The organism is Bacteroides sp. f07, from assembly GCF_042854785.1.
Lineage (GTDB): Bacteria > Bacteroidota > Bacteroidia > Bacteroidales > Bacteroidaceae > Bacteroides.
This window is the reverse complement of the sequence record NZ_BAABXI010000001.1, coordinates 2182759-2195116: the sequence shown is the minus strand read 5'-3', so window position 1 is coordinate 2195116 and position 12358 is coordinate 2182759. Positions and strand designations below refer to the sequence as shown.

Annotated in this window: 11 protein-coding genes and 1 riboswitch; of the genes, 2 read left to right on the top strand and 9 right to left on the bottom strand. The window is 46.3% G+C overall.

Annotated features, from left to right (window positions below):
- The first annotated feature begins 135 nt into the window (after positions 1–135).
- On the top strand, positions 136–2856 hold the full coding sequence (gene ppdK, locus ACGHVY_RS08835) for a pyruvate, phosphate dikinase (protein WP_390598472.1): 2721 nt from the start codon (positions 136–138) through the stop codon (positions 2854–2856).
- Between the two features lie 222 nt (positions 2857–3078).
- Positions 3079–3591: an outer membrane beta-barrel protein gene (locus tag ACGHVY_RS08830; protein ID WP_308745308.1), complete on the top strand. Its 513-nt coding sequence runs from the start codon at positions 3079–3081 to the stop codon at positions 3589–3591.
- Between the two features lie 89 nt (positions 3592–3680).
- On the opposite strand, the gene ACGHVY_RS08825 is transcribed toward ACGHVY_RS08830, so the two are convergent.
- The 9 genes from ACGHVY_RS08825 to ACGHVY_RS08785 all read right to left on the bottom strand — a co-directional run bounded on the left by ACGHVY_RS08825 (position 3681) and on the right by ACGHVY_RS08785 (position 12342).
- Positions 3681–4289 (bottom strand): thiamine phosphate synthase, encoded by a 609-nt coding sequence (locus ACGHVY_RS08825; protein WP_308745307.1) that lies wholly within the window; start codon positions 4287–4289, stop codon positions 3681–3683.
- A 61-nt stretch (positions 4290–4350) separates the two neighbouring features.
- Positions 4351–5043 (bottom strand): HesA/MoeB/ThiF family protein, encoded by a 693-nt coding sequence (locus tag ACGHVY_RS08820; protein ID WP_390598470.1) that lies wholly within the window; start codon positions 5041–5043, stop codon positions 4351–4353.
- 4 nt (positions 5044–5047) lie between these two features.
- The gene (thiH, locus tag ACGHVY_RS08815) at positions 5048–6172 is read right to left on the bottom strand and encodes a 2-iminoacetate synthase ThiH (RefSeq protein ID WP_308745316.1); all 1125 of its coding nucleotides are present in this window, start codon (positions 6170–6172) and stop codon (positions 5048–5050) included.
- A 4-nt stretch (positions 6173–6176) separates the two neighbouring features.
- On the bottom strand, positions 6177–7871 hold the full coding sequence (thiC, locus tag ACGHVY_RS08810) for a phosphomethylpyrimidine synthase ThiC (RefSeq protein WP_390598468.1): 1695 nt from the start codon (positions 7869–7871) through the stop codon (positions 6177–6179).
- A gap of 34 nt (positions 7872–7905) precedes the next feature.
- Positions 7906–8682 (bottom strand): thiazole synthase, encoded by a 777-nt coding sequence (locus ACGHVY_RS08805; protein WP_308745304.1) that lies wholly within the window; start codon positions 8680–8682, stop codon positions 7906–7908.
- Between the two features lie 33 nt (positions 8683–8715).
- A complete protein-coding gene (locus ACGHVY_RS08800; RefSeq protein ID WP_390598466.1) occupies positions 8716–9333 on the bottom strand; it encodes a thiamine phosphate synthase in 618 nt (205 codons plus the stop codon).
- 4 nt (positions 9334–9337) lie between these two features.
- Complete coding sequence (gene thiS, locus ACGHVY_RS08795; protein ID WP_390598465.1) at positions 9338–9538, bottom strand: sulfur carrier protein ThiS; 201 nt, start codon at positions 9536–9538, stop codon at positions 9338–9340.
- A 60-nt stretch (positions 9539–9598) separates the two neighbouring features.
- Positions 9599–9692: riboswitch (TPP riboswitch) on the bottom strand.
- A 217-nt stretch (positions 9693–9909) separates the two neighbouring features.
- Positions 9910–10527, bottom strand: coding sequence for a superoxide dismutase (locus ACGHVY_RS08790; protein ID WP_308745301.1), 618 nt, complete (start codon positions 10525–10527; stop codon positions 9910–9912).
- A 75-nt stretch (positions 10528–10602) separates the two neighbouring features.
- Complete coding sequence (locus tag ACGHVY_RS08785; protein ID WP_390598463.1) at positions 10603–12342, bottom strand: RHS repeat domain-containing protein; 1740 nt, start codon at positions 12340–12342, stop codon at positions 10603–10605.
- Positions 12343–12358: the final 16 nt, after the last annotated feature.

The following is a 12358-nucleotide window of genomic DNA, read 5'->3' as shown; positions in this document are numbered from 1 at the left end:
GTTGAAATAATCCAGATTGTAATGTCGAAATTGCATTTTGATAGAAAGTTTTTTCGCAAAAAGTTTTCTGGTTTGCGAAATATCCTTAGATTTGCGAACAGAAAAAAGTCATAATGTAACTTTAAACACAATATTATGGATAAAAAAAGAGTTTATACCTTTGGAAATGGTCAGGCGGAAGGAAAAGCCGACATGAAGAATTTGCTGGGTGGTAAAGGTGCAAACCTTGCCGAAATGAATTTAATCGGAATTCCAGTCCCTCCCGGATTCACAATAACTACAGATGTTTGTACGGAATACAACACGTTAGGACGTGATAAAGTGGTTGAATTGCTGAAAGATGAAGTCGTTAAGGCTATCTCTAATGTAGAAGGCTTGATGAAATCAAAATTTGGTGACATTGAAAATCCTTTGTTGGTGTCTGTACGTTCCGGCGCCCGCGCATCCATGCCGGGTATGATGGATACTATCCTCAACCTTGGTTTGAATGACGAAGTGGTGGAAGGAATTATCCGTAAGACAGGCAATGCACGTTTTGCATGGGATTCTTACCGTCGTTTTGTACAAATGTACGGTGATGTGGTTTTGGGAATGAAGCCTACTAATAAGGATGACATCGACCCGTTCGAAGAAATCATCGAAGAGGTGAAAGAAGCGAAAGGGGTGAAACTTGATAACGAGTTGGAAGTGGAAGACCTGAAAGAACTCGTGAAGAAATTTAAGGCTGCCGTAAAAGAACAGACCGGAAAAGATTTCCCGACTTGTGCATACGAACAACTTTGGGGAGCCATCTGCGCTGTATTTGATTCGTGGATGAATGAACGTGCTATCCTCTACCGTAAGATGGAAAGTATTCCTGACGAATGGGGAACAGCCGTAAACGTACAGGCAATGGTATTCGGTAATATGGGAGATACTTCCGCAACCGGTGTTTGTTTCTCACGTGACGCCGGTACGGGTGAAGACCTTTTCAATGGTGAGTACTTGATTAACGCGCAAGGTGAAGACGTAGTAGCCGGTATCCGTACTCCGCAACAGATTACCAAGATCGGTTCTCAACGCTGGGCTCAACTGGCCGGTGTAAGCGAAGAGGAACGCGCTGCGAAATATCCTTCTATGGAAGAGGCTATGCCGGAAATCTATAAAGAACTGGATGAGCTTCAGACGAAACTGGAAAACCACTATAAAGATATGCAGGACATGGAGTTCACCGTACAGGAAGGTAAACTCTGGTTCCTTCAGACACGTAACGGTAAACGTACGGGTGCTGCCATGGTGAAGATTGCTATGGATTTGCTTCGTCAGGGCATGATTGACGAAAAGACTGCTTTGATGCGCGTAGAACCGAATAAGTTGGACGAACTGCTTCACCCTGTATTTGACAAGGATGCTTTGAAGAAGGCAAAAGTATTGACCCGCGGTCTGCCGGCTTCTCCGGGTGCTGCGACAGGCCAGATTGTATTCTTCGCTGAGGACGCTGCCGAATGGCATGCTGCCGGAAAACGTGTGGTGATGGTTCGTATCGAAACTTCTCCTGAGGACTTGGCAGGTATGGCTGTTGCCGAAGGGATTCTTACAGCCCGTGGCGGTATGACTTCTCATGCTGCCGTAGTAGCCCGCGGTATGGGTAAATGCTGTGTATCGGGTGCAGGTGCTCTGAATATTGACTATAAGACACGTACGGTGGAAATTGATGGTGTGGTGCTGAAAGAAGGCGATTACATCTCTCTGAACGGAAGTACGGGTGTGGTATATAATGGTAAGGTAGAGACGAAAGCTGCCGAGCTTTCCGGCGACTTTGCCGAATTGATGACACTTGCCGATAAATATACCCGTCTGCAAGTACGTACCAATGCGGATACTCCTCATGATGCGGAAGTGGCCCGTAACTTCGGTGCGGTAGGTATCGGTCTTTGCCGTACGGAACATATGTTCTTTGAAGGTGAGAAGATTAAGGCAATGCGTGAAATGATTCTGGCAGAAGATGCCGAAGGACGTCGCAAGGCATTGGCTAAGATTCTTCCGTACCAGCAGGCAGACTTTAAGGGTATCTTTAAGGCAATGGCAGGTTGTCCGGTGACTGTACGTCTGCTCGATCCTCCTTTGCACGAGTTCGTTCCCCACGATCTGAAGGGACAGCAGGAGATGGCGGATACCATGGGTGTAAGTTTGCAGTATATCCAGCAACGTGTAGAATCACTGTGTGAACACAACCCGATGTTGGGTCACCGTGGTTGCCGTCTGGGAAATACATATCCTGAAATTACTCAGATGCAGACACGTGCTATCCTGGGTGCTGCATTGGAACTGAAGAAAGAAGGAGTGGAGACTCATCCGGAAATCATGGTTCCGTTGACCGGTATCTTGTATGAATTCAAGGAACAGGAAAGTGTGATTCGTACGGAAGCAGCGAAGCTGTTTGAAGAACTGGGAGACAGCATTGACTTTAAAGTAGGTACAATGATCGAAATTCCGCGTGCAGCTTTGACAGCCGACCGTATTGCTTCTTCTGCTGAGTTCTTCTCATTCGGTACAAATGACTTGACGCAGATGACCTTTGGTTATTCTCGTGATGATATTGCTTCTTTCCTTCCTGTTTATCTGGAAAAGAAGATTTTGAAAGTAGACCCGTTCCAGGTGCTCGACCAGAATGGTGTGGGACAATTGGTTCGTATGGCAACAGAAAAAGGCCGTGCTATCCGTCCGGATTTGAAATGCGGTATTTGCGGTGAACATGGTGGCGAACCTTCTTCAGTGAAATTCTGTCACAGAGTAGGATTAAACTACGTTAGTTGTTCTCCATTCCGCGTGCCTATCGCAAGATTGGCTGCGGCGCAGGCAGCAATAGAAGGGTAGTTGAATACACTGGTTAGGTACTTAACTATCTGATAAATAGGCTGTAAATACTTGAGAAAGTATTTGCAGTCTATTTTTTTGTGAGCTGATAAACTGTGTATTTTATAAAAAACTAACTAAAAAGTTGTTTTATCAAGAAAAGGATTATACTTTTGCACCCCGAAAAATGATAAGGTATTTCGGGGATTTCCCCCGTAGTGTTTAATTAAAGACAACGATAAAATGAAAAAGATTGTAATTTTGTTTTTTGTGGTAATGGTAGCATTGTCTGCCAAGGCTCAATTCTATGTAGGTGGTAATGTTGCATTGTGGCATAATGATGATGCTGATAATACTTCTTTTTTGATAGAGCCGGAGCTTGGATATAATTTGAGTGAGCAATGGGCAGTCGGGGCTACATTGGGATTTGCACATAACAGCGAAGAGACGGCCGGCTTCAAAAATGCTTTCAGTTTTGCTCCTTACGTTCGCTATTCATATTATGAAAATAAAGTGGTACGCCTGTTTTTGGATGGTGGTATCGGAGTTTCCTCTGTAAAGTGGGATGGAGAATCTGAAGGTGGTTTTGAATTAGGTATCAAGCCGGGACTTGCTATAAAATTGAACGATCATTTCAGTTTGGTGACCAAATGTGGTTTTCTAGGATATAGGGATGATTATGTGTATGGCACTAACGGTTACGGATTTTCATTTGGCAGCGAGGACTTGTCATTTGGCTTCCACTACGAATTCTGATAAGGAGAAACGAACAAAAAACAGGAAAGGGAGTCCCTTAAAAATAGGGGATTCCCTTTCTTTATTATAAACTAAGTTACGCATTTATTTTAATCCGACAACTTCTTCAACTTCTTGAAATGCTCAATCACAGCCAGATAATCTTGATCCGAGCAAGCATCGAACCTATTCCAAAGGTCACCCAGTACGACAGCCCCACCAAAACCGAAATCTTTAATTTCGAGTAAGTTATCTTCGTTGATACCGCCCAATGCCATTACTTTGGAGTCAATGATTCTGGCTTTTTGAGCCTCACGCAATTCTTCGGCGGTATATGTAGAATAGTAGTTCACCTTGGAGATGCTGTCATAGATAGGACTCATGAAAACATAATCATAGAAATGCTTTCTATTTTTCACTTCTTCGACAGAATGGCAGGAACAACTGACGTGCCCCGCATAGTCATGCGGCTCTTTCGGATTACGTGCATTCAGATGAATCCCCATCAGGTTGAATTCTTCTTTCAAGTAAAAGTGCTCGTGTGTGACAATGCGACGGTGATATTTTTCAGGGATAAGCGTCAGTAACCGTTCTGAATACATGGCCGGAGTCTCCGGTTTCCTAAGATGTAGAATGTCCAGTCCCTCTTCGAAAAGAGCAGTAATAATCTTATCTTCTTCAACGAAGAAAGTGGGTGTGGTGACTACAATTAATTTCATTTCCTTTGTTAACTTGGATTGTTTAGCAAAGTTAGTAATTAACTATATCACAAACCAACGTTTATAGTGAAAATTTGTTAGATTGCAATGTCCGCAAGTCAATAGTCCATAGCTCGCCCGCTAAAACGTTGCCAAAACCACAGATTATTTTCAGGACTTCCGTAGCTTCAATGCTTCCTACGACAGCGGGAGTTATTCCCATTACGCCTTTAGGTGGCGGTGGCATCCGCTTCATTTCTTCTTCATCGGGATAAAGGTCGCGGTAACTTTTCTTCCGGTTTCCATAATTGAATACCGAAACTTGTCCTTCGAAACCACAGATAGCACCGTATACGTACGGCTTTCCCTGTTCGATACAAATATCATTAATCAGATAACGTGTGGCGAAGTTGTCGCAGCCATCCACAACCATGTCGTATTCCCGGATAATGTCGCGGGCATTCTCCTCTGTCAGCCGGGTGGGGTAGTGGTGTACCTTGATTTCACTGTTAAGGGCAGAGAGCCGTTCCGCCGCACAAACTGCCTTAGGCCTGTCCAGCTCTTTTTCGGAATAAAGCACTTGCCGTTGCAGATTGCTGATACTTACCCTGTCATCATCTACCAGCCCGATATATCCCACACCGGCACCCGCCAGGTAAAGGGCTATGGGAGAGCCCAGCCCTCCCACGCCTACAATAAGCACTTTGGCTTCTTGCAGTTCTCTTTGACCTTCTTCTCCGATTTCGGGAAGAATTATTTGCCTGTCGTACCGCATCCGCTTATCTTTTAAAATCGAATGACTGATCCCAATCCTTCCAGATGGGTTCACGGCCTAATTTCTTCAAATCACGTTCCACTTCAACCGCTTTCCGTTCGTCACTGACATGGAATTGCTCCAATGTCTGGGGATAACTGTAATATCCTCCCGGCTCTGTCTTGCTTTCCGCACTCATGGTCGTAACACCCAGTGTTGCCATATTGTTCCGGATTTCTGCACTTTCACGGGTAGAATAGGAGATGTCTACATCATGGTCGAAGATACGCATGGCGAATGTCAGTTGCGCCAGTTCCCGGTCGTTCATGATAACATTCGGTTGGAAACCGCCATTCTCCGACGGACGCATACGGGGGAAGTTTACGCTATATTTGGTTTTCCAGTAGTGCTTTTGAAGATAACGCAGATGATACGCCATCATCGTTACATCTGTCCGCCATTCTTCCAGGCCTATCAGGACACCCATGCCGATTTTATGTACACCTGCCTGTCCCATGCGGTCAAAACCATTGACGCGCCATTCAAATTTAGACTTCATGCCTCTTGGATGGTACGTCTTGTAGTTTGCCTTGTTGTAAGTTTCCTGAAAACAGATTACGCCGTTCAGTCCATGCTCCGTCAGTTCCTTATACTCTTCCGCTTTCAGCGGCATTACCTCGATTTGCAGATTACTGAAATAAGGCTTTGCCAAATCCAGCGCACGGGCGATATACGGAACTCCGGCTGCCGCAGGGTTCTCGCCCGTCACGAGCAGAAGATTCTCAAAAGGAGCCAACCGCTTGATAGCCTTGTATTCATTGATAATCTCTTCCTCTGTCAGTATTGTCCTCTTCATCGGGTTACTGATGTGGAAACCGCAATAGACACAGGAATTAGTGCATGAATTAGTCAGGTAGAGCGGGACAAACATCGAGATTGTTTTGCCGAACCGTTCCATCGTGTATTTTTGGCTGAGACGTGCCATCACTTCCAGATAGGGAGCGGCGGCAGGTGAAATCAGCGCCATAAAGTCGTTGACGTCCAAATGCTCTTTCTTGCCTAGCGCACGGCGTACGTCGGCATCTGTTTTGGAATAGATGGCTTTTGTCGTCTCTTCCCAGGATATTTTTTCTAATTCGTCTGAGAACATTGTATTAATCATTTTTTTTACTCTTTTTTAAATCACGTGATAACCGCATCGCACAGAAGTTAGGGCCGCACATCGTGCAATATTCACCGTCGATATGATGTCCGGCACGGAAATACGTCTGTGCCCGTTCCGGGTCGAGGGACAAGTCGAACTGGTCTTTCCAGCGGAATTCATAACGTGCTTTGCTCAATGCATTGTCCCGTACCTGTGCGCCCGGATGCCCTTTGGCAAGGTCGGCGGCGTGAGCGGCAATTTTATAGGTGATAACTCCTACGCGTACGTCCTCTTTGTCCGGCAGGGCAAGATGCTCTTTCGGAGTTACATAACATAGCATTGCCGTACCCAGCCAGCCTATCTGCGCTGCACCGATAGCGGAAGTGATATGGTCGTATCCCGGGGCAATGTCCGTCACCAACGGGCCGAGCGTGTAGAATGGCGCGTCATGGCACTTCTCAATCTGGCGTTCCATATTCTCCTTAATCTTGTGCATCGGCACATGGCCGGGGCCTTCGATAAATGCCTGTACATTCTTGTCCCAGGCACGGAGTACGAGTTCTCCCATTGTATCCAGTTCTGCAAACTGGGCTTCATCGTTGGCATCGTAGATGGAACCCGGACGCAGTCCGTCACCTAAAGATACCGCTACATCATATTCCGCCAAAATATCACAAATATCGTCAAAGTGCTCGTACAGGAAACTTTCCCGGTCGTGAACCAGACACCATTTGCTCATGATACTTCCCCCACGGCTGACGATACCGCACAACCGCTTGTCGGCAAGGTGCACATTGTGGCGACGGATACCTGCATGAATCGTAAAATAATCCACTCCTTGCTCACATTGCTCAATCAAGGTATCCCGGTAGATTTCCCAAGTCAGGTCTTCCACTACACCGTTCACTTTTTCGAGCGCCTGATAGATAGGAACCGTACCGACCGGAACAGGACAGTTGCGGATAATCCACTCGCGTGTCTCATGGATATTCTCTCCTGTGGAGAGATCCATCAAAGTGTCACCGCCCCATTTGCAGCTCCACAGTGCTTTTTCCACCTCTTCGTCAATGCTCGAAGTAGTAGCCGAGTTGCCGATATTTGTATTGATTTTTACCAGGAAGTTACGTCCGATAATCATTGGTTCCGCTTCTGGATGGTTGATGTTGGCAGGCAGTACGGCACGGCCTTCAGCTATTTCCTGGCGGACGAATTCGGGAGTGATATGCGTCTTGATTCCCAATTCCTCGCAATTCATATTTTCGCGGATGGCTACGTATTCCATTTCGGGAGTTATGATACCTCTTTTCGCATACGCCATTTGTGTGATGGCTTCTCCCTTTTTCGCACGATAGGGCAGGGCGATATGTTCAAAACGCAGATGGTCGAGACTTTTGTCATCCCGTCTCATCCGTCCGTATTCAGAGGTGATTTCAGGAAGCTGTTCCACATCACCGCGACCGACAATCCATTCTTCGCGCATTCGCGGCAATCCCTTTTTAAGGTCGATATTCATCTCTGTATCACTGAAGGGCCCGCTGGTGTCGTATACATATACCTCAGGATTCGGTGTCGCTATCTTTTCTTCGCCTTCAAAACTGACACTGGGCACTTGTTCCACTTTCCGCATGGCCACACGGATATTCGGAAAAAGTTTACCGGGTAAATATACTTTCTGAGAGCGGGGGAATTTTATTCTTTGTTCCATAATTGTTGTTTTATAGTCAACTACTTGTTCATAATTATTTATCCAGAAAAGCAGTTAAAGGTGAACTCGCCTCCGCTATAAAATTATCGGCTTGCAGTCCTAATCCCGCTTCGTAAGCCTGTCTTCCGGCTTCGGTGGCAGCTTTGAAAGCCTTTGCCATCTCTACCGGGTTTCCGGCAACGGCGATTGCCGTGTTCACCAATACGGCAGAAGCTCCCAGTTCCATCGCTTCGGCAGCATGGCTTGGCGCACCGATACCGGCATCCACTACAACGGGAATACCCGCCTGTTCGATAATGATTTGCAGGAATTCTTTGGTTTGCAGGCCTTTGTTCGTGCCAATCGGCGCACCGAGCGGCATGACGGTAGCTGCGCCGGCTTCTTCCAGGCGCTTGCAGAGCACAGGGTCAGCCTGGCAATAAGGCAACACGACAAAACCCAGTTTCACCAGCTCTTCCGTAGCTTTCAATGTCTCGATGGAGTCGGGGAGCAGATAGCGGGGGTCAGGATGTATTTCCAGTTTCAGCCAGTTTGTTCCAAAGGCTTCACGAGCCAGTTGTGCGGCGAATACAGCTTCTTCCGCATCACGCACACCGGAAGTATTGGGCAATAACTGGATATTCGGATGGATAATATGTTTCAGCATGTCGTCCTCTTTGTTGTCCATGTCGATACGTTTCATGGCAACCGTAACCATCTCTGTGCCAGATGCCAGGATGGACTGTTCCATTACTTCATTGGAATTGAATTTTCCTGTTCCCAGGAAAAGGCGGGAGTTAAACTCGCGTCCTGCAATTACTAACTTTTCCATGTCTTTGGGAATTTTAGAATGATAGTTTTTTATTTATGAGTTACTTAAAATTCTGCGTGTTTCCGCTACCGGATTCTCCGCCCGAAGAATCGTGCCGGACATGGCAATCCCGTTGACTCCTGTACGGAGGATAGCGGGAATATCCTCTGCGGTAATTCCACCGATAGCCACTACGGGCAGTTCGATATTCGCTTCTTTCATCTGCGACATGATAGAGGCATAGCCTTCCAAGCCCAGTACAGGGCTAAGGTTCTTTTTGGTGGTGGTAAACCGGAAAGGGCCGATGCCGAGATAATCGGCTCCGGCGCGGTAATGCTGTACGACATCTTCGAATGTATTTGCCGTGCCGCCGATGATAAAGGCTTCTCCGAGTACTTGTCGTGCCTGGTCGATGGGCATGTCTTTCTTACCCAGATGCACACCGTCCACTTCCAGCTTCTTAGCCAGTTCGACGTGGTCATCGAGAATTAAGACGGCTTCGTGCTCCTTGCAGAGCGGCTTCAGTTGCAGGGCTACAGCTTCCACCTCTTCGAGAGGAGCTTCCTTCATGCGTAGTTGAATCCATTTGCATCCGCCTTCGAGAGCCATGCGTGCCGATTCGAGGTATGAATACCGTTCGGTCTGATGCGTGATAAATTGTAGACTGACCATTCCGTTATCCCCCGCAAGCAGCTTTGATAATTACCAGGTTATCGTTCTCATGAAGCATGAAACGTTCCCACTCGGTGCGGGGAATCATTTTGTTGTTTACGGCGATAGCGATGCCTTGAACCGGAAGTTCGAGTTGCGCTGTCAGTTGTGTAAGGGTAGAGCCGGGAGTCGTTTCCACCTCTTTGTTGTTCACTTGTACTTTCATTGTCCTATCAGAATAAATAAGTTGAAAGTAAATACAAAGAGCGTGCTTTTATAGAAAGGCGATAAGAAGAAACACAATCCCTACGTCAGTGCTAACTGCCTCAGGTTCCTAGGGTATAATCTCAGCCCCTCATGGGGCACCCCTTTGTCTTTACGGGAGCAAAGTAAGCGAAAAAGAAACAGAAAAACACTAAATCTGCAGATTTTTTTTCATTTTTCTTCCGATTCCCTTTTTTTGATTGGATGAAAAAACAAATCGCGCGCCATTCTTATGGTCTTTGTCAATCCATCTATTTATTCTTATACAAAAAAAAGGCCGCTGTGATTTTCACAACGACCTTTTCATTAGTATAGTTTAGTCAGTCAATCCGGTTACATCCTTTTTTCAACCACATCCCAGTCGATGATATTCCACAGCGCGTTGACGTGGTCGGCACGGCGGTTTTGGTAATCCAGATAATAAGAGTGTTCCCACACGTCGAATCCGAGAAGCGGTTTCAATCCGGCACGTACAGGATTGCTGCCGTTTCCTTCTTTGGTGATGTGCAGTTTGCCGTTCTTATCAACGGACAGCCATGCCCATCCCGAACCGAACAATCCTACTGCTGCTGCGTTGAACTCTTTCTTGAAGTTTTCAAAGCTGCCGAAGTCGCGTTTGATAGCTTCTCCCAGTTTGCCTGTCGGTTCCTTCTTTGAGGGTTTCGGTGCAAATTGCAGGAAATACAGGTTGTGGTTCAATACTTGTCCGGCGTTATTGAATATAGCTCCATCCGGTGCTGCGGCAACGATTTCTTCCACCGTCTTACCTTCATATTCTGTTCCCGGAACGAGGCTGTTCAGATTATTTACATACGTTTGTAGATGTTTTCCGTAATGGAAATCTATTGTTTGCTGACTGATTACAGGTTCCAACGCATTGTTTGCGTAAGGAAGTTTAGGCATTTCGTAAGTCATGGTCATCATAATTAAAGACATTAATATAGTATTCATAATGTTACAAGTTTTAATTGGCTTGTTATACTATAATAACAGAAGCCTTCCGCAAAATGTTCACAGTATCTTATTTTATTTATAAATATACTGTATCCGTTCCACTGCTTGCGGGTTGTCGCGGTTCGTGCGGCAAATCCATTGTCCCGTATTGTCATATTCGTAGTAAGAATTTCCATCAATACGGTTCCCGTATTTATCGTACAGGCAGGTCAGGCAGCCGGACGTTTTCTGGTTGTTGCCCATAATCCGCTGGTAGACAATCTGCGTCAGATAACCGTATTTATCATACTCGTAAGCCTCTTTTTGTGAGATAATCTGGTCGGGGGAGTTGGCGAAAAGCAGGTTCTGATGTTGCGATGCGACCAGTCTGCCTTTGTCATCATATTTGTTCGCAGTGTATGTCTGGAGTTCCCCGTTTTTGTTGTATTCTTTGGCTTCGGTCAGTAATCCTTGCTTGTCATAAGTGCTGATGATAAGTCTTCCGTCCATATATTTAAGGGAATCGCTCTCGATGCTTCCATCGGCACCGATGCGGCGTGTCCGTCGGTAAATGTCCGTCTTGGTTTTTGGATTCGTCTGCACTTCAAAGATACAATGCCCCTGCGGGTCATATAATCTGCTTGTTTGTATCTCATTGCTTGCCTGCCCGTTTTTCATGGTCAGTGCGAGGGTGGAGACGAGCTGCCCTTTATCGTCGTACGAATAAGTGGTCGAAATATTTCCTGTGCTGTCGTTTTCGGCAGACTTTATCAGTCGTCCCGCGTTATAATATTTCACAGATGTAGGAGTGGAGACGATTGCTTGCAGGATAAACGGCGTCCGCAACGCATTGGCTTGGTCGCGGAATTCTTTGTATTTATGCGTACTCAGAAATTCCTGCAGCAGATCCAAAGATTCGGAACTGACGATAGCCGGCTTCAAAAGCTCAAAATCCGCTTTCTCACTGAGATACTCTAGGTCATTCAGATGCTTGCGCGCCGTGGCATCCAGATAAGGAGTACGTTTGTAGTCGTCAATAATTTGCCGGATGGCGGTCGCATTTCCCCCTTCCCGCAGGCTGTCGATGCTATGGAACAGGTAATTGTCATATAACGCTTGGACTTCAGCCAGGAACGGACGGGTATCCTTGTCCGTGAAGAATTTCTGCATGGCGGGATTATCAAAGAAAGCCTTGAAATTCTCCGGTGTAGGATTGCTTTTCACAATCTGGTAGAGCCGTTTGTTTTCGGCGGCATTGATTTGGGAGACGAACTTCCCGTTCGGATATTCCGCCATATACGTCTGATAAATGCCGGGTGCAGGTGCTTTCAGCATGCCTTCCAGTAATGCCATTTCGCGGATATCCCGTATCTTCTGCGTCAGGGCGGAGTCTGCCGGATAGCCGCTTGAACGGATACTGTCCATTAATGTCCGGCTGAACGGAATCCGGTCTTTCGAAGCCTCTAATATGTAGATAATAGATTGCTCCGCTTTGTCCTGTACGTTGGAAATCTGAATTTTCTCCTCTTCACAGATGTTGGGGAAGTAGGATTTGGCTGCCTTCTCGTAGCATCCGAAATAATTGGTAGCAGCCTGTTCGCTTTGGTTGTTCCACAGTTCGTTGAGGACATCCAGCAGTTCCAGTTCCTCAGCATAATATGCCTGCGTTTCATCGTCTACCTTTTCTCGGTTTTTCTGCCATTTGTCAGCGTCGTTGTCATTCAGATATCTGAGCAGCTTTTCCATGCGGCTCTGCTTCTGTGCCATGGCCTGTGGAATACAGGCGACCAGGGCTAAACTCAAAATAATCGATAAAAATATACCTCTTTTCATTGCTTTTGGGGGTTAG